General features: G+C 63.1%; 14 protein-coding genes. 6 read left to right on the top strand and 8 right to left on the bottom strand.

Translation table 11 applies throughout. From position 1 onward, the window contains the following. Positions 1-22: 22 nt before the first annotated feature. The 3 genes from I6L48_RS08135 to I6L48_RS08125 are packed head-to-tail and all read right to left on the bottom strand — an operon-like array spanning position 23 to position 3557. Positions 23-1573 carry an N-acetylmuramoyl-L-alanine amidase gene (locus tag I6L48_RS08135; RefSeq protein WP_041214594.1) on the bottom strand — a complete coding sequence of 517 codons (1551 nt, stop codon included), beginning with the start codon at positions 1571-1573 and terminating at the stop codon, positions 23-25. Next, positions 1564-2037: a tRNA (adenosine(37)-N6)-threonylcarbamoyltransferase complex ATPase subunit type 1 TsaE gene (gene tsaE, locus I6L48_RS08130; RefSeq protein WP_029313846.1), complete on the bottom strand. Its 474-nt coding sequence runs from the start codon at positions 2035-2037 to the stop codon at positions 1564-1566. Before tsaE ends, I6L48_RS08135 begins: the two co-directional genes overlap by 10 nt. A 17-nt stretch (positions 2038-2054) precedes the next feature. Next, positions 2055-3557: an NAD(P)H-hydrate dehydratase gene (locus I6L48_RS08125; RefSeq protein ID WP_113070614.1), complete on the bottom strand. Its 1503-nt coding sequence runs from the start codon at positions 3555-3557 to the stop codon at positions 2055-2057. Positions 3558-3656: 99 nt separating this feature from the next. On the opposite strand from I6L48_RS08125, the gene queG reads away from it, so the two are divergent. Together queG and ppgK are read left to right on the top strand one after the other, a co-directional pair. Next, a complete protein-coding gene (gene queG / locus I6L48_RS08120) occupies positions 3657-4811 on the top strand; it encodes a tRNA epoxyqueuosine(34) reductase QueG (RefSeq protein WP_113069690.1) in 1155 nt (384 codons plus the stop codon). Between the two features lie 83 nt (positions 4812-4894). Then, on the top strand, positions 4895-5638 hold the full coding sequence (ppgK, locus tag I6L48_RS08115) for a polyphosphate--glucose phosphotransferase (RefSeq protein ID WP_042016688.1): 744 nt from the start codon (positions 4895-4897) through the stop codon (positions 5636-5638). A 52-nt stretch (positions 5639-5690) separates the two neighbouring features. On the opposite strand, the gene I6L48_RS08110 is transcribed toward ppgK, so the two are convergent. After that, positions 5691-6146 carry a hypothetical protein gene (locus tag I6L48_RS08110; protein WP_113069689.1) on the bottom strand — a complete coding sequence of 152 codons (456 nt, stop codon included), beginning with the start codon at positions 6144-6146 and terminating at the stop codon, positions 5691-5693. A gap of 472 nt (positions 6147-6618) precedes the next feature. Here I6L48_RS08110 and metN point away from each other — a divergent pair, with 472 nt between their 5' ends. The 4 genes from metN to rfaH all read left to right on the top strand — a co-directional run bounded on the left by metN (position 6619) and on the right by rfaH (position 9721). Next, positions 6619-7662 carry a methionine ABC transporter ATP-binding protein MetN gene (metN, locus tag I6L48_RS08105; RefSeq protein ID WP_039040957.1) on the top strand — a complete coding sequence of 348 codons (1044 nt, stop codon included), beginning with the start codon at positions 6619-6621 and terminating at the stop codon, positions 7660-7662. Next, positions 7643-8296, top strand: coding sequence for a methionine ABC transporter permease (locus I6L48_RS08100; protein ID WP_029313844.1), 654 nt, complete (start codon positions 7643-7645; stop codon positions 8294-8296). Before metN ends, I6L48_RS08100 begins: the two co-directional genes overlap by 20 nt. A gap of 26 nt (positions 8297-8322) precedes the next feature. Further along, complete coding sequence (metQ, locus tag I6L48_RS08095) at positions 8323-9123, top strand: methionine ABC transporter substrate-binding lipoprotein MetQ (RefSeq protein ID WP_010673183.1); 801 nt, start codon at positions 8323-8325, stop codon at positions 9121-9123. 97 nt (positions 9124-9220) lie between these two features. Beyond that, positions 9221-9721, top strand: a complete 501-nt coding sequence (gene rfaH, locus I6L48_RS08090) for a transcription/translation regulatory transformer protein RfaH (RefSeq protein ID WP_010673182.1) — start codon at positions 9221-9223, stop codon at positions 9719-9721. Between the two features lie 166 nt (positions 9722-9887). On the opposite strand, the gene I6L48_RS08085 is transcribed toward rfaH, so the two are convergent. From I6L48_RS08085 to I6L48_RS08070, 4 genes are all read right to left on the bottom strand, one after another. Continuing rightward, positions 9888-11864 carry a methyl-accepting chemotaxis protein gene (locus I6L48_RS08085; RefSeq protein WP_113069688.1) on the bottom strand — a complete coding sequence of 659 codons (1977 nt, stop codon included), beginning with the start codon at positions 11862-11864 and terminating at the stop codon, positions 9888-9890. Between the two features lie 37 nt (positions 11865-11901). Beyond that, positions 11902-13113, bottom strand: a complete 1212-nt coding sequence (locus I6L48_RS08080) for an EAL domain-containing protein (protein ID WP_041214588.1) — start codon at positions 13111-13113, stop codon at positions 11902-11904. After that, positions 13106-17389 (bottom strand): transporter substrate-binding domain-containing protein, encoded by a 4284-nt coding sequence (locus tag I6L48_RS08075; protein ID WP_216987937.1) that lies wholly within the window; start codon positions 17387-17389, stop codon positions 13106-13108. The genes I6L48_RS08080 and I6L48_RS08075 overlap by 8 nt, the downstream gene beginning before the upstream one ends. Positions 17390-17533: 144 nt before the next feature. After that, positions 17534-17737: a hypothetical protein gene (locus I6L48_RS08070; protein ID WP_041211124.1), complete on the bottom strand. Its 204-nt coding sequence runs from the start codon at positions 17735-17737 to the stop codon at positions 17534-17536. Between the last annotated feature and the right edge of the window lie 270 nt (positions 17738-18007).

The raw sequence follows: 18007 nt of genomic DNA, 5'->3' as shown, positions 1-18007 counted from the left end.
GGGCGGCGTTCTTCAGCCCACGCTATTTTCGCGGAATATAGAGCACCTGCCCTATCTGGATGTCCCGCGACTTGAGCTTGTTGATCTCCACCAGTCGCGCCTGACTCACCCCATGTTTCTCGGCGAGACGGGAGAGACTCTGGCCACGGGTGACCACGTGGCGGATCATGTTGGACTTGTCGTTGCTCTGCACGCTGGCTACCGGCGCACTCGGCTCCTGAGCAGCCACCTTGTAAGGTTTGATCACGCCGGCACCGGAGGCGCTGCCGACACTGCTGACCGGGGCGCCGCCCTCACCGACGCGATAGGGCTCGCTCGCCGGCATCCGGTTGGTCACGACCTGCTGCGTTGGCTGGGCAGCCGGCTTGCTGACGGCGACCGGCTTGCTGGCAGGCGCCTGACGCGGCGGGGCGGCTACCTGGCCCTTGCCGGTGAGCATGGGCCCCTTGGTCGGATGGCTGCGGTAATAGTTGCGGATCCCCTCGAAGATGGCCCGGGCCAGCTGATCCTGATAGCTGGCAGTGGCCAGCAGCTTCTCCTCGGCGTGGTTCGAGATAAAGCCCGTCTCCACCAGTACCGAGGGGATGTCCGGCGCCTTCAGCACCGCCAGACTCGCATGTTCCGGCGCCTTCTTGTGCAATCTGGCCACCCGCCCGAGCGAGCGCAGGATCTGGCGGCTGACGTCATAGCCTTCGGCCCTGGACTTGTCCATGGAGAGATCCAGGAAGGTCTGCGCCAGATAGGGGTTGGGATCAGACTCGGCCAATACCTTGCCAACGCCCCCCAGCAGCTCCCCCTGTTTCTCCTGCTTCTCGAGCCAGCTACCCATCTCGCGGTTGGCGCGATTGGTCGACAGCACCCAGACGGAGGCGCCGCGAGGAGTCGAGTTGTGGAAGCTGTCGGCATGCACCGACACCAGCAGGTCGGCCTTGGCCTTGCGGGCGATTTCGGAGCGTTTGTTGAGATCGACGAAGTAGTCGCCACGGCGGGTCAGCACGGCTCGCATGCCGGGCTCCCGGTCGATGAGGGCCGCCAGCTTCTGGGAGACCGCCAGGGTCACCCGTTTCTCGTAGGTGCGGCGCGGGCCGATGGAGCCCGGGTCTTCCCCACCGTGACCAGGATCGATGGCGATGACGATGGCCTTGCCGTGTCCCCCGACGGGAGCGGGCTGCGCCGCAGCGCTCCCCTTCTCTTCATAGGGAAGATCGATCACCAGACGGTGGCCATAGGGGCCTGCCGGCGCCAGCGGGAAGACCACCGGCTTGATGGCAGAGCCGAGATCCAGCACCAGTCGCAGGCCGCCCTTCTCCAGCGGCGTGCTCTCGCGGATCTTGCGCACCAGCTCGCTCTTGTTCTCGATGCGGGCCAGGTTGGTGGCGTTGCTCGCCCCTTTCAGGTCGATGACCAGACGGTTCGGACCGGTCAGGGTGAAGTAGTTGAAATTGGGGGCGCTGCTCATGTCGAGCACCACCCGGGTGTTGTCCGGTGATGGCCACACCCGCACACTCTTGAGCTGATTGGCCCAGGTGGGCAATGCCATCAGGGAGAGAACAAAAACAAGGATCACGCGCACTGAGATGACAACCGTTCCAGAATGGCTTCGCCGATAGCAGTGCGGGCATCAATCTGCACCTCGCGCTGCTCGTTTGCATAACTCAGGGTGATCTCGAGATCCGGGGCTGGCAGCCAGCCGTCGCCCTTCTCTGGCCACTCCACCAGGCAGAGGGTATCGGCGGCGAAATAGTCGCGAATGCCCATGAACTCCAGCTCTTCCGGGTCCGCCAGTCGATAGAGATCGAAGTGATAGACCTGCCACTGGGCAAGCTCATAGGGCTCCACCAGGGTATAGGTCGGACTCTTGACCTTGCCCTCATGACCCAGTCCCTGCACCCAGCCTCGGGTCAGGGTGGTTTTGCCGGCCCCGAGGGCACCGTGCAGAAATACCGTGGTGGCCTGTTGGCACGCCTTTGCCAGACGGCCACCCAGCGCCACTGTTGCTGCCTCGTCCGGCAGTGTCATCATCAAGGTTTTTGCCATGTTCTTCTTGTTACTTGTTACTGTGTCGGATTGACCAGACGACGGATCCAGGGCAGCAGATCCGATGCCAGCATGCCCCTCTCACCCTCGGCAGCGGCCAGATCGGCGGCCTCTGCGTGGATCACGGCCCCGAGTCGGGTGGCCATGCCCGCAGACCAGCCCTGAGCCAGAAGGGCGGCGATTATACCAGACAAGAGGTCACCCATGCCGCCACTGGCCATGCCGGGGTTGCCCTCGTCGCACAGGGAAATGCGCCTGCCGTCGCAGATGAGCGACCCCGCCCCCTTGAGCAACACCACACCACCGTAGCGCTGTTGCAGTCGCGAGACGGCCGCAAACCTGTCCCCCTCGACCTCGGCGATGGAGCAACCCAGCAGGCGAGCCGCCTCCCCGGGGTGGGGCGTGAGCACCCAATTATCCTGATGACGGGGGGCCTGCGCCAGCCAATTCAATCCATCGGCGTCCAATACCAGTGGCACGGCGGCTCCGATGCCCTGTTCGAACCGAGCCCGGCCCCACCCATCCTGACCGAGCCCGGGGCCCAGTACCTGCACCGATGCCCACCCTTCATCCATGTCCGCCGGGCATCCCATCAGCTCGGGTTGAACCAGGCTGGCCGCAGGGCAATCCGGGTGCTGGCGCAGGCGTACCAATCCCGCCCCCGCCCGCAGACAGGCCTGACCCGCCAGCAGGATGGCTCCCTGCATGCCGAGGTTCCCCCCCGTCAGCAGTACCTTGCCGCTGTGTCCCTTGTGAGCCGAGCGCCTGCGCGGGGTCAGCAACCCCTTGAGGCTGGGATAATCGATCCGCTCGGCAGCGGGAACCCATTCCTCCCCCGGCGTCACTCCCAGGGGATCCCGGTCGAGGTGGCCGACTCCGTCCACCCCGTCAGCGGTGAGCATGCCCTGCTTGATGCCGATGAAAGTGAGGGTGCGGGTGGCACGCACCAGTGCGCCCATGGCGCGGCCGGTGTCGGCATTGAGACCGGAGGGGAGATCCACCGCCAGCACGGGCGCGTTCAAGCCATTGATTGTTGCGACGATCTTTGTCATTGACGAGGAGAGGGGAAACTGGACGCCGGTACCGAGCAGTGCGTCTATGACCAGATCCGGCGGCGGCAGCGTGGCGGGCAGCAGATCCTCGGCCATGGTCACGCTTCCCCCCGACGCGAGCCACTCTTCGGCAGCCCGCCTGGCATCTCCCCTCAGCAGGCCGGGAGCCCGGGCGGCAATCACCAAAGGTTCGAGGCCGATGCGCCGGGCAAGGCGGGCCAGCACGTAGCCATCCCCACCGTTGTTGCCAGGGCCGACGAAGATCCACCACTGACGGCTATCGGGCCAGTGGTGACAGGCATAGTTGCACAGCGCACTCCCGGCCCGCTCCATCAGCACATAGAGGGGCAACCCCTCCTGCTCGGCCCAGCGCAGTTCCATGCTGCGGATCTGCTCGGCCCGCCACAGGGGTTGTGCTAGACTCTCCCACTCATTTTTGCGGATAGCGTCCCCGAACACCTCTACCATGACGGCCCCCACGTTTCATCATCCCATGACCTGGCAACTGGCACGCCATATTGCCGCCCTGCGCCTGCCACACTCCTGCAGGCAGAGGGGGGATGCTGCATGACGGCTGCCGAACTTGCGCAACTGGCCCACGATATCAAGCTCTGGGCAAGGGAGCTAGGATTTGACCAGGTCGGCATCGCCGACACCGACCTCACCCTGGAAGAGCCAAGGTTGCAGGCCTGGCTGGATGCCGGTTATCACGGGACCATGGACTACATGGCGCGCCACGGCATGATGAGGGCCCGCCCCCACGAGCTGTTGCCGGGCACCTTGCGGGTCATCTCGGTACGGATGAACTACCTCCCGTTCGAGGCGGGCTTTGCCGCCACCCTGCGCGATCCCACCCTCGGCTACATCAGCCGCTATGCCCTCGGCCGCGACTACCACAAGGTGCTGCGCAACCGGCTCAAGCAGTTGGGGGAGCGCATAGAGCTGCGGTGCGACACCCTGTTGCGGGCGGCGGGACAAACCCTGGGCGAGTGGCGCCCCTTCGTCGACTCGGCCCCTATTCTGGAAAGGCCGCTGGCGGCCAAGGCCGGCCTTGGCTGGGTGGGCAAGCACTCGCTGCTGCTCAACGAGTCTGCCGGTTCCTTCTTCTTTCTGGGGGAATTGCTCATCGCCCTGCCGCTGCCCGTGGATGCCCCGGTGGAGAAGGAGCTGTGTGGCAAGTGCGTGGCCTGCATCAACATCTGCCCCACCGGTGCCATCATCGCCCCCTATGTGGTAGACGGACGGCGCTGCATCTCCTATCTCACCATCGAGAATGACGGCCCCATTCCCGAGGAGTTCAGGCCGCTCATGGGCAATCGCATCTATGGCTGTGACGACTGCCAGCTCATCTGCCCCTGGAACCGCTATGCCGATGCCAGCCCGGAGCCCGACTTCAGCCCGCGCCCCAATCTGCACCGCCCGCCCCTCTTGACCTTGTGGGGCTGGAGCGAGGCCGAATTTCTCAAGCACACGGAAGGCAGCCCCATCCGCCGCATCGGCTATCAGCGCTGGCGCCGCAACCTGGCGGTGGCCCTTGGCAACGGACCGGCCAGCAGCGAGGTCCTGGCCGCCCTGGAACAGGCGCTGCCTGAGGCGGCGCCCATGGTGGCCGAGCATATCGAGTGGGCGCTGGCGACCCTGGCCAGGCGTCAGCAGGAAGAGAATAAAAAGACGCGATTGCTGATCCGCTGCATCGAAAAAGGTCTGCCGGATCACGCATAAGTGATCTGGCACTTGCCGGATCGCAGCCATTTTTTCATGCTCTGCCGACCATTGAACATCGGCACAATAAAAGGAAGATTCTGATGCAGATGCTGGGAGTAGATATTGGGGGGTCCGGGATCAAGGGCTGCCTGGTCGACACCGAAACCGGGGAGCTGATTGGCGAACGCCACCGCATCGCCACACCGCAACCGGCAACCCCGGCCGCCGTGGCACACACCCTCAAGGCGCTGGTCGAGCACTTCCAATGGAAGGGGCCCGTGGGGTGCGGGTTTCCCGCCACCATCCACAACGGCATCGCCAAGAATGCCTCCAACATCGACAAGAGCTGGATTGAGACCGATGCCGCCCACCTGTTTGCCGATGTGACCGGCCTGCCCTGCCATGTCCTGAACGACGCCGATGCGGCCGGTCTGGCGGAGATGCGCTTTGGCACCGGGCAGGATCGCCAGGGGGTTATCATTCTCATCACCGTCGGCACCGGCATCGGTACCGCCGTCTTCGTCAATGGCCAGTTGCTGCCCAATACCGAGCTGGGTCACCTGATGCTGGAAGGCATGGTGGCCGAACACTATTGCTCCGATGCGGTGCGCAAGCGCGAGGATCTTTCCTGGGGCCGCTGGGGCAAACGTTTCAACAAATACCTGGCTCGCCTGGAGTTTCTGTTCTCCCCCGACCTCTTCATCCTGGGGGGCGGCAGCGCCGCCAAGCTCGACAAGTTCATCGACAAGATTGAGACCCGGGCTCCCCTGGTGGCGGCCGCGAACCTCAACCAGGCCGGCATCATAGGCGCCGCCCTCTATGGCGCGGCCCGGCAAGGGAGCTGACCGCCAGCAACATCAGAAGACCCGGCCCGTGCCGGGTCTCTCTCATCCGGGCTCAGAGATCGTCGAGGCGATGAGCACCGTGTACCAGACGGGTCAGGCGGGATTGGGCCATGGAGGCCAGGGCTTTCAGCAGCGCCGCCGTGTCGGGCGTGGGGCACTCCCGGGCCAGACGTTCCAGCTCGCCGATGAGCCTCTCCTCCTGGCGTGAAACCAGGGCCACTATCTCCGCGGGCTGGGTTGTGGCAGGCAGCGCCAGACGATCCCCCTCGGCCAGCAGATCCTCCCCAAACCCCTGATCCAGCCAGGTCTCCTTCACCGCACTTCCCATCTGCTCGCGATAATCGTGCAGATGAGCCGCTGCGGCATCCTCCCGCCCTTGCAGATAGGCCAGCAACATTCTGCTGCGCTCAGCATCCACCCGGGGGATCTGGCGCCCGTAAATGTGCCCTTGCCGATGATGAAGCTCCTCGAGATAGAGCGTCAGGTCCTTGATCTGTTGGAATCGCATCTCGCCTCCCTCCTGGCATCCACCTGCAGCCAGTATAGGGAGCTGGCATGTCGACACGGCCACGAACTGGTCATTTATTGTTCTGCATCAAGGAGATGGAAAAGAAAGCAGAAAAAGAGACGGCAGGAGGAAGGGGAAACCGGCAGCGAGGCTGCCCGGACGACCGGGCACATTGTCCGAAGGGGAGACATCAAATCGACGACATAAAAGATATTTACCAGCTTATATTCGGACTAGAGTCATTAAATCGGAATCTAATATTGATACTGGTGGTGATACCTCCACACCATAGTCAAATGGCGGGAATCCTTATCCATTTTTTAGACGTCTAGACGTAAAAACATGCGTTGACACAGCCATCCGGACATCTTAGCATCATCCTCCATGATGACAGAGCTACCCAGTGAAACCTCTGCCCAATTTACCCGCCTGTAGCGCCCTGTGCTTTAAGGCTGTTAGCACGGAAGAATCCATGATTAAGTTGATCGGTCTCAACAAAGTCTACGGTAAAGGCAGTGATGCCGTGCACGCCCTGCGTGACGTGAGCCTGCATGTGCCCCAAGGCAAGATCTTCGGGGTGATCGGTGCCTCCGGTGCCGGCAAGAGTACCCTCATCCGCTGCGTCAACCTGCTGGAGCGCCCCACCGAGGGGCAGGTCATCGTCGATGGCCAGGACCTGGTCGCCCTGAGCGAGCGGGATCTGACTCAGGCTCGCCGCCAGATCGGCATGATCTTCCAGCACTTCAACCTGCTGGCCTCTCGCACCGTCTCCGCCAACATCGCCTTCCCGCTGGAGCTGGCGGGCTGGAGCAAGGACAAGATCCAGAGCCGGGTCAGCGAACTGCTGGCCCTGGTCGGGCTGGAAGCCCGTGCCCACGCCTATCCGTCCGAGCTCTCCGGCGGGCAGAAGCAGCGCGTCGCCATCGCCCGTGCCCTGGCACCGGCTCCCAAGGTCCTGCTGTGTGACGAGGCCACCTCGGCCCTCGACCCGCAGACAACCCGCTCGATCCTGACCCTGCTCAAGGAGATCAACGTCAAGCTGGGGCTCACCATACTGCTCATCACCCACGAGATGGACGTGGTGAAGGGGATCTGCGACGAAGTGGCCATCATCAGCGACGGCCGTCTGATCGAACAGGGGGAAGTGGCCTGGTTCTTCAGCAATGCCAAGACCCAGCTGGCCCGGGATTTCATCCACTCCACCATCCACCTGGAAGTGCCCCAGGAGTATCAGGATCGGATGAGTAGCGACCGGGTGCCCGGCAGCTATCCCCTGGTGAAGCTCGGCTTTACCGGGACCACGGTGGATTCGCCGCTGATTTCCGAGGCGAGCCGCCGTTTCAACATCGACATCAGCATCCTGAGCGCAGACATCGAATACGCCGGTGGCGTCAAGTTCGGCTTCCTGCTGGCGGAACTGTTCGGGGACGAGGCCCAGTGCGAGGCCACCCAGCAGTTCCTCATCGACAACCACATTCAGCTGGAGGTAATGGGTTATGTCCGAAGCAATGATTAATCTGCTGATTTCGGCTCTGGGCGACACCCTCATCATGGTGTTTGCCTCCGCCCTGTTCGGCTGCCTGCTCGGCCTGCCGCTCGGCGTGGCGCTGCACGTGACCAAGGCAGGCCAGATCCTGGCCAATCCGCTGCTCAACAAGGTCCTGGGCGTCATCGTCAACGTCGGTCGCTCGGTGCCCTTCATCATTCTGCTGGTCGCCATCATTCCGTTGACCCGCTTCATCGTCGGCACCAGCATCGGAACCATCGCCGCCATCGTGCCGCTGACCGTGGGCTGCATTCCCTTCATCGCCCGCCTGGTGGAAGGGGCCCTGATGGAGGTGCCTGACGGCCTGCTGGAAGCGGCCAAGGCCATGGGGGCCAAGCCCCTGCAAATCATCGCCAAGGTGCTGCTGCCCGAGGCCCTGCCGGGGATCCTCAACAGCGTCATCATCACCCTCGTCACCCTGGTGAACTACTCCGCCATGGCAGGTGCCATCGGAGGCGGTGGTCTCGGTGATGTGGGTATTCGCTACGGCTACCAGCGTTTCGATCCCACCGTCATGCTGGTCACCGTGGTCATTCTGGTGGTGCTGGTTCAACTCATCCAGAGCGCGGGTGAGCGCCTGGTCAAACAATGTGATCATCGTTAATCGTCGATTTCTGACAGGAGGTTTTTATGAAATTGGGCATCAAATCCGCAGCAGCTGCGCTGCTGGCAACCCTGGTACTGGTCGGTTGCGGCCAGAAGGAAGAGAACAAGACCCTGAAGGTGGGCGCCATCGCCGGTCCCGAGACCGAGCTGGTTGAGACCGCGGCCAAGGTGGCCAAGGAAAAATACGGCCTGACCGTCGAAGTGGTCACCTTCTCCGACTACGTCACCCCGAACGTGGCCCTGAACGACGGCAGCGTCGACGTCAACGCCTTCCAGCACAAACCCTACCTGGATGCCCAGATCCGTGATCGCGGCTTCAAGCTGGTGCCGGTCGGCAACACCTTCGTCTACCCGATCGCCGGTTACTCCAAGAAGGTCAAGGCCCTGTCCGAGCTGAAAGACGGTGCCCAGATCGCGGTGCCGAACGATCCGACCAACCTGGGTCGCTCCCTGATCCTGCTGGAGAAGCAGGGCCTGCTGAAGCTGAAAGAGGGTGCCGGTCTGGAAGCGACCGTACTGGACATCGCCAGCAACCCGCGCAACTTCAAGATCGTCGAGCTGGAAGCCGCACAACTGCCGCGCTCCCTGGAAGACGTGGATCTGGCCATCATCAACAACACCTTCGCCGGTCAGATTGGTCTGACCCCGACCGAGAACGGCCTGTTTGTCGAAGACAAGGAGTCCCCCTACGTCAACCTGATCGTTGCTCGCGAGAACAACAAGGACGACGAGAAGGTCAAGGAGTTCGTCCAGTCCTTCCAGACCGACGAGGTCTTCAAGAAGGGGACCGAGCTGTTCAAGGGCGGTCTGGTGAAAGGTTGGTAATCACTCACTCTGGAAAAAAGGCCACGTCAAGCGTGGCCTTTTTTTTTACCCCCGTTATGATAGCCGCAAGCACGGCAACACGAAAAACAGAACAACAATGAAGAAATGGTATCTGGCCTACTGCAAACCCAAGGAAGAGGCCCGCGCCCGCGCCCATCTGGCAGCCCAGGGCGTTGAATCCTATTACCCCATGGTCGAGATTGAAAAACTGCGGCGAGGCAAGCGCGTGCCCCAGCGCGAGCCCATGTTCCCCAACTACCTCTTCATCTACGTGGATCTGGAAGAGGTCACCCCGGTCACCCTGAAATCGACCCGGGGCATCAGTCGCATCATCCACTTCGGCAAGGAGTGGACCCCCGTCAGCAGCCAGCTGATCTACCGGCTCATGAGCCGGGACGACAGCGACGAGGCGCGCGCCAGCTATGCCCGTCTGCCGACCCAGGGAGACAAGGTACTTATCGAATCCGGCCCCCTCGCCGGGTTTGAAGCCATCTATCTGGAGCCGGATGGCGAAAAGCGGGCCATCCTGCTGGTCAACCTGCTCAACCAGGAGACCTGCAGCAGCTTCGAAAACCAGGCCTTCCGCCGCCTGGAGTGACCCGTCCTGCCGGCAGAAAGAGCCACAGGGCAGTACACAAGGCGCCATCCCCCTGCTTCCGAACGGTCAGGACCGCACCTGCGTCGTGCATCCTTCCACCACCAGGTTTTCGGGCCGAAAAAAACGGGGCAGACCCAGAGGTCTGCCCCGTTTTCTCTCCCTTGCGTCAGGCATCCAGTTCGAAGCGGCTGATGGCCGATGTCAGTCTCCCCGTCTCCCGGGTCAGGCGGGCGGCGATCTGCTCCCCCTGCTGGCCATGCTCGCTGGACTGATGGCTGAGCCCGGCAATCTCCTCCACCGTGCCCGCCACCTCCTGCGCCGCCCTTGACTGCTGCTCGGTGGCGGTGGCGATGGCGGCAAGCTGGCCGCTGAGATCCTGCACCAGCGTCGCCATCGACTCCAGAGTCTCGGTCACCGAGGCCACGGCGCCGCGCCCCTGCTCCACCAGCAGGGTACCGCTGCCCACGGTATCCGCGGTCTCCCGGGTCTGCTGCTGGATGCTGGCAATGGTCTGGTTGATCTCCATGGTCGATGCGCTGGTGCGGCTGGCCAACTGCCTCACTTCATCGGCCACCACGGCAAATCCCCGTCCCTGCTCACCGGCTCGCGCCGCCTCGATGGCCGCATTGAGTGCCAGCAGATTGGTCTGCTCGGCGATGGTGGCGATCACTTCGGTGACCCTCCCCACCTGCTCGCTCTGGCTGCTGAGCTGCGTCATCGCCTGGTTTGCCTGGGCAATCATGGCACCAATCTGCGCCATGGTGGTCCCCATGCGGGCGAGGGCCTGCTCCCCCTCCCTTGCCTGTTGCTCGGTCTGGCGAGCCGCTCCCGCCGCGTCCGCAATGTTGCCCGCCACATCCCGGGTACTGACCGACATCTGCTCGATGGCGGCTGCCACCGCATCGAGCCGCTGATTCTGGCTCGCCAGATCATCCACGATGGCATTGGTGGTCTGGCCCACCTCGCGGCCAGCCCCTTCCACCTGACCGACCGCCCCCTGGATCTCCCCCACCAGCTCGCGCAACTGTGCCGACATCCGGTTGATGGAGCCCGTGAGCCCTCCCAGCTCATCCTGACGAAGCACGGGCAAGGGGGTGACGGGGAGGCGGCCATCGGCCACCAGGCCCGCCCGTTTCACCAGGCTGGCGATGTCCCGGGTCAGGCGCCGGCTGAACAGCAGGGCCACCAGGGTGCCCAGCAGGATGACGCTGGTGGTGGCCAGCAGCAGGGTGCGGTGAATGGCCTGACTGGCGGCCGCCATCTCCCCCGCCATCTTGTCCACCTCGGCACGGGTATGGGTCACCTGGGTCGCCAGCTGATCCGCCAGCCGGGTCAGGGCGGGCTCTATCTCGGTGGCCATCAGGTGGTTGGCCCTGTCCCAGTCCGGGGCCTGGCGCTTCTCGATCACCTGGCCGACCAGCTCGGCAAAGGGGGCTGACATCTCTTCAAAGAGCGTCCAGAGCCCCTTTTGTGCCTCGGTGAAGTTGGCCTCTTGCTGTTTCAGCTCGGCCACCCGCTGCTGGTGGAACTGGTAGTAGTCCCGGTACTTGTCCAGGTACTCCTTCTCCCCCGAGATGAGGAAATCCCGCAGGGCGGAGAGCGCATTGCCCAGGCTGTTGTAGGCATCCCCCACCTGCTTGAGCAGCAGGCGCCTGTCACCGGGCAACGTCACCTGGGGCGTCGCCACCTCTTCATTGGCAAAAGATTGCAACTGATCGAGGGCCGACTCCGCCAGGGGGCCGGCCTCCAGCAGCATCAGGGTGTGGGCGGGCAGGTTCTCTTCGGTATGAGCCAAGGCCCACACCTGTGACTGTGCCCCCTTGAAATCCTTGAGTGCCCGGGTCAGATCGGGGGTGAAACGCTGGCGCTCGATGGCGTGCCAGGCCTCTTCCCACTCCTGCTTGATGCGATCACCCTGTGCCGGATCCTTGCCGAGGATGAGATAGGCCCGCAGGGATGAAACGGTGGCAATCAGGGCTTTCTGGCTCGCCTCGTCCCGCTGCAGGGCGGGCAGGGCCTGGGCCAGCAAGGCATCTTGCGAGCCTTCGATCCGGCCGAGCTGATGATAGACAAGGGCGGAGGAGAGAATGATGAGCAGGTTGATAAAACAGAAGCTCAACAACAACTTGCTTGATATTTTCATGGCCATCCTTGGAATTCGTCGGGCATCCTGCCCGGGATTAGCGTCTGATGAGCGCGGGCAAACGAGCCTGCCAACCCTGATGCCATCCCATCAGCTCCTCACGGGGCATGGGACGGGCGGAGAAGAAGCCCTGGCATTGATCGCACCCCAGCTTCGCCAGCAATTGCCAGGTCGCCTCATCTTCGACCCCCTCGGCCACCGATTTCAAGCCCAACTTGCGAGCCAGCTCGATGCTGGACTCGATGATGGCTAGGCGAGAGGGATCTTCATAGCAGCGATCCACGAAGGATCTGTCCAGTTTCAACTCGGTAAAGGGGAGCAGGGCGAGCTGCTGCATGGAGGAGTAGCCGGTCCCGAAATCATCGATAGAGAGACCAAAACCGTGCATCCGCAAGCGGGTCAGCACCTCCAGCGACTTGCCGAGATCCTTGACGAAGGCGCTCTCGGTCACTTCGAGGGTGATGAGCTCGGGGTTGATGCTCCAGCGCTGGCAGTGGCTGAGCAGGGTGTTGCACAGATCCCCCTCGATGAGGGAGGTGGTGGAGAGGTTCATCGACAGGTTCAGGGAGAGCCCGGTCTTCTCCCACAGGTGGCCGTCCCGCAGCGCCTTGCCGATGATCACCTCGGTGAGCGGGTCGATGAGCCCGTTGTGCTCCGCCAGCGGGATGAAACGGGCCGGCGAGATGAGGCCATATTCGGGGTGCTGCCAGCGGGCAAGCGCCTCCATGCCGAGCCACTCTCCGTTGTGAAAACCCACCTTGGGTTGATACCAGGGCAGCAACTGGTCCTGATCCAGCGCCCGGCGCAGCTCATCCAGGGTCAGGTGATAACCATCCTCTTCCTGGCTGCGCACCTGCTGGGGCCGCCAGGCACCGATGAGCTGCGCGATCTGCTGGGGAGACGCGGGTTTCTCGATGCGCCCCAGCACCTGCAGGCCATAGGCCCGGCTCATGCGCAGTACGGCATCGACCACGTCATCCTCCAGGGCGCTGCACAGCACAATGCCGCCGCGGAACCCGCCAAGGGAGAGGCGGCGCAGCAGCGCCATGCCATCCATGCCGGGCATGCGCAGATCGCAGAACAGGATGTCGACCCTGTGGTGCTGGCACTGTGCCAGCGCCTCCTCCCCGTCCTGCGCCTCCAGCAGGTTGCCGTAGCCCAGTCCGCGGATCTGGTGCATCAGGGCCTTGCGCTGGAAGTTGTGATCCTCCACCACCATGATCGCCAACTCATGCCGTGCGCTATTCATCGAGCCATAACCCCGTTTCACCTCTGATAGAGTCCATCAATGCCTGTACCGCCCTGGCCAGGTCATCGAGCTTGTCCAGTTGTTTCAATCTGGCCGCCGCCTCCAGCCGGGCCGCCTCCTCTGCCAATGCCTGCTGTCCTACCATGCGCGCGGCCCCCTTGATGCGATGTGCCGTCTCCACCAGCGCCTGGGTATCCTGGCTGGCCAGCGCCAGCCTCATGTCCTCGCCATCCTGCTCGTTGGCTTCCAGGTATTCGCTGGCCATGCTGCGAGCCACCGCCTCATCCCCGAACAGGGTCAACCAGCTTATGCCAGGTAGCTGAACCCTGGCTTGCCGGGGCGCCTCCGAGGCGAGCTGTTCTTCCTGAGTCGGCAACCAGCGTCCCAGGGTCTGGCTCAGGGCATCCAGGCTGTAGGGCTTGAACAGCATGTCGTTCATGCCGGCATCACGCATCTGCTGGCTCGCCTCCTCAGAGGTATCGGCCGTCACCCCGATAATGGGAGCACTGTCCCCGGCATCCCGCAAGGCTCGCGTGAGGGCATAGCCATCCATCACCGGCATGTGGCAGTCGGTCAGCAGCAGGGCGAAGTCCTGCCCCTGCCAGGCGCGCAGCGCCTCCTCGCCATCTTCCACCACCTCGGACTCGAGCCCCAGGATAGCGAGCTGCCTCGTCAGCAATGCCCGGTTGACGGGGTGATCATCGGCCACCAGCACCCGCCCCCTGAGCTTCTCCCCCTCCATCCCCATCGACTGGCTCGCCTGCTGGTTGAACAGTGACTGGCAGGTTTCCAGCAACAGATCGGGGTAGAGAGGCGATTGTCCCAGTCGCCACCAGGCGTCACCACCCATGCGTCCCCGCAGGGCCTCATGGGGAGAGAGTACTATGCCCTTGAGGTTCGAACGCTGCAAACAGGCCAGCCAGTCACTGCCAAGGGCCTGCTCCAGGTGATTCTCCTGCGCCAGCAGATGCCCCTCGAGGGGCTGCTGCCAATGGTGTGCCTCCATGCGAACCAGTCTGGCGCCCAGCCTGGCCATCACCGATTCCAGCCCCTCATCCTCGCCAAACCACCACCATACCTGGCCGGTCAGGGGGGGCGCTTCCCACTGGCACTCGGCCAGAGGCAACGTGAAAGTCACGCAGGTGCCCATTCCGGGGGTACTCTCCAGGGTCAGGCTCCCCCCCATTTTCTGGGTGAGTTGATGACAGATGGCAAGCCCGAGCCCGGTGCCGCCAAACCGGCGGTTGGTGTCGGACTCCACCTGCTTGAACGGGATGAAGAGGGTGCGCTGCTGCTCCAGGGCGATGCCTATCCCGGTATCCCGGATCCGGAAGGCCAGCCGGTCGTCTTCATAATCCACCTGGATGGCGATCGCCCCCGCCTCGGTGAACTTCACCGCGTTGTTCAACAGATTGGAGATCACCTGCCCCACCCTGATCCCGTCGATGCAGGCCAGATCCGGCACCGTCTTCCCCCACCGCAGCGTCACAATGAGTCCCTTGCCATAGGCCAGGGCCGCATGTCCCCGGATGACATCGCAAATCACCGAGGTCAGGCGGCAGTGATGGGGATGCAGTTGCAACTGCCCGGCTTCCATCTTGGAGAAGTCCAGGATGTCGTTCACCAGATAGAGCAGGTGGTTGGTGGAGGTCGAGATATTGCGCAACATGTAGCGCTGATCGTCATCCAGCGGGCTCATTTGCAGCAGCTCCAGCATGCCGTGCATGCCGTGCATGCCGGAGATGGGAGTGCGAAGCTCATGACTCATGGTGGCGAGGAAGCGGCTGCGCGCCTGGGTCGCCTCCTCCGCCACCCGCCTGGCCTGGCGCAGCTCCAGCTCCTGGCGCTTGAGCTTGGTGATGTCCTGCACCACGCCGTTCAATATGACCCCTTCAAGCCCCTCCTGGTGAACGAAGTGACCACGGATCTGCAAATAGCCCGCCTCCCCCTGGCGCCGGATCTCCACCTCGAGATCCAGCGGCTGCATGCTCAGGGCATGACGATCCACCGTGGCCACGAAGTCCTGGTGCGCCTTGCCTGTCAGCCCCAGGATGGAGGCACCGGTGACCGCCATGCCGACCAGGTCCTCTTCCACCCCCACCATCTCCCTGACCCCTTGCGAGGTGTAGAGGAAGTGCCCCTTGCCCGGCCCAAGCCAGTGATACTGATAGACCAGACCCGGCATGCTGTCGGTGATCTGGGTCAGCCGGGTCTGCGCCTCCTGGGCCGCAAACCGCGCCTGCTCCAGCTCGGTCACGTCGGTCAGCACGGTCAGGATCCCGAGCCGCTTGTCATCGGGCCCCGCAAAGAGCCGCTTGGTGTAGATCATCTGGTGCAGGCGATCGTCATCAAACCGGATCTCGCCCCGGCCATGAAGCTCCTCTCCGCTCTCCCAGACGCTGGCATCCTCCTCCATCACCCTGGCACGGATCGACTCGGGCAATCGATCCTGGAGCAACCGCTCATAGGAGCCCGTCAGGTTCTCCCCGCCGAGAAACATCTGCCGGTACGCCCGGTTCGTCATTGCCACTTCATAGCGCTCGTTGGTCAGCACCACCTGGTTGGGCAGGGCATCCAGCATCATCTGGACAAACATCAACTGCTCTTCGAGCCGCCGCTCGGCCTCCCGCCGCTGGCTGATCTGGCGGCGCAACGTCCGGTTCCAGCCCATGAACAGCAAGAGGCAGAGCAGGAAGATGCCGCCGCCGAGGGAGGACCAGAGCAGCACCGTCTTCGGATCCAGTCCCGTCTGTATGGTCAGGGAGAGCCACTTTTTCTCCAGGGCGGAGAGCTCGTCGGGGGGAATGGCGATCAGCACCTTGGTGAGGATCTGCTGCAGCATGGGGTCCTGCAACTGGGTCGCCATGGCGATGGGTACCCGCAGGTCGCTGCCGGAGAAGACCACCTGGTAGCGGTCGCTGAATCCCTTTTGCAGCGACTGCTCCAGGGTGGTGGTGCTCATCAGCACATAGTCGACCTTCTGCTGGTCCAGCAGGGGCAGCAATTCGGCATCGCTGGCCACCGGCACGGCGATGGCCCCCACCTCGTTCAGCAAGACCTGCTCCACCGAGCCCCCCACCATGCCCACCCTGCGCCCTTTCAGTGCCCTGGCTTCGGTGAGCTCGGCCATCCCCTGCCTCGCCACGACCACCCGGTTGATCGACGCGTAGTTGGAGGTAAAGCGGGCAAACTGCTGACGCTCCGCGGTGGGGGTCATGGCCGGGATGAGATCCAGCTTGCGATCCTGGAAGAGCGCCATGCTCTGGGCCCAGCTCCGGGTCGGCACCAGGGTGAACTGAAGCCCGGCACGCTGGCTCATCAGTGTCAGCAGATCGGCAATGAGCCCCTTGAGCCGCCCCCTATCGTCCACCTCGCTCATCCCGGGCCAATCCGGGGCAACCCCGTAGCGGATGACCGGATGTGCTTGCAACCACGCCTGCTCCTGCGGATTGAAGACGATCTCCCTGCTCCTTTTCACCAGGGCATAGTCGAGGATGTCCCCCGCCTCCAGAATGGCGCGACGCTCCAAGGGAGAGATGTCCTCGAGGGCCCGCTCCAGCAATCCCTGCAAGACATCATTCCTGGGTGCCACGGCCATGGCGAGGGAGGTATCCCTCATCCAGTCGATCCTGGCCAGCGCCATGCCCGCCATGGCTTGCAGCCTGTTCAGCATGGGCAGCTCGGCCAGATAGGCATCCGCCTTGCCCTCCTTGAGCATGAAGATCGCCTCGTCCCGGCTGTCGGCCGTGATCAGGTTCGAGATCCCCAGGCGCAGCAGCTCATCGCAGGCGCTGACACCGAAGACGCAGACCCAGCGCACCCCATAGGCCTCTTCCAGAGAGAGGCTCTCCCGTCCTCCCGTCAACAGCACGGCCCGGGGCAGTGCCATCAGCTCGGAGGTAAATTGCATCTGCAGGGTGCGGGTCGGGCTCGGAGCCACCCCGATCAACATGTCGACCTTGCCATCCAGCAAGGCCTGCTGGACCGCCGCATTGTTGGCATAGGCACGGTAGCGAAGGCTCACCCCCAGCCTGGCTGCAATCTGGGAGGCGAATTCATCCAGGGGGCCGGTGAAGTTGCCGCGCCCATCGGTATAGACATAGGGTGGCCAGGCCGCCGAAGGCATGCCGACGACCAGTTCATCATGGGTGGCAAGCCAGTGCAGTTCGTCCAGGGTGAAGTTGCTCTGGTCCAGTTGCGCCGGCGCGGCCGCAACCATCAGGCTCCAGAAAGCCAGACCACATAGCAGGATGAGACGACAGCAGCGGCGGAACATTATCAACTCCCATACGAAACGGAGGGGGATCATAGAGTGTTTGGCGCAATGTGCGACAACTAAATTGAGACAATGCTCATCAGGAAAGAAAAATGGCAGGCCCAGGCCTGCCATCCACCAGGTCGGGGGCCGGGCCCCCTCCCCTCAGGTTATTCGGTTCCCGAGCCGGAAACCGGTTTGAAACTCCCGCTCACGGATATGGGCGATCTGCACTTCCTTGCCTTCCAGCCCGATGTCTTTGAGCAGGGCAGGTGAAAGGTGCAGGTAGCTGACGCGACGCTCCAGCCGGGTGATCCTTTTTTGAACCAGGGTCTCTACGTGGCGCAGCAGGGCGAGTTCGATAGACATAATATTCTCCAGTTGAACGTGCGGTTCCCCCGGAGAGAGGTGATCACCCTGCGGGACAACCGCGGGTGATGAAAAAAGCAGGTGTTACCTGTCCCCTCCACGCGGCAAATAAAGAGCACGAGTCTTCGCGCTGCCAGAGCAGCGATCGAACGCAACGTTGAACATGGAATGTTGCATGGTCGTCTCCTTACCGTGTGAAAGTTGAACAAGTTGCCGCAGTGTAAAAAAACACCGAATTTTACGCAATATCTCTCCCACCCATATGGGTGG

It is taken from the genome of Aeromonas sp. FDAARGOS 1418 (assembly GCF_019048585.1).
Taxonomy (GTDB): domain Bacteria; phylum Pseudomonadota; class Gammaproteobacteria; order Enterobacterales; family Aeromonadaceae; genus Aeromonas; species Aeromonas caviae.
This window is presented reverse-complemented; position numbering and strand designations above follow the sequence as displayed.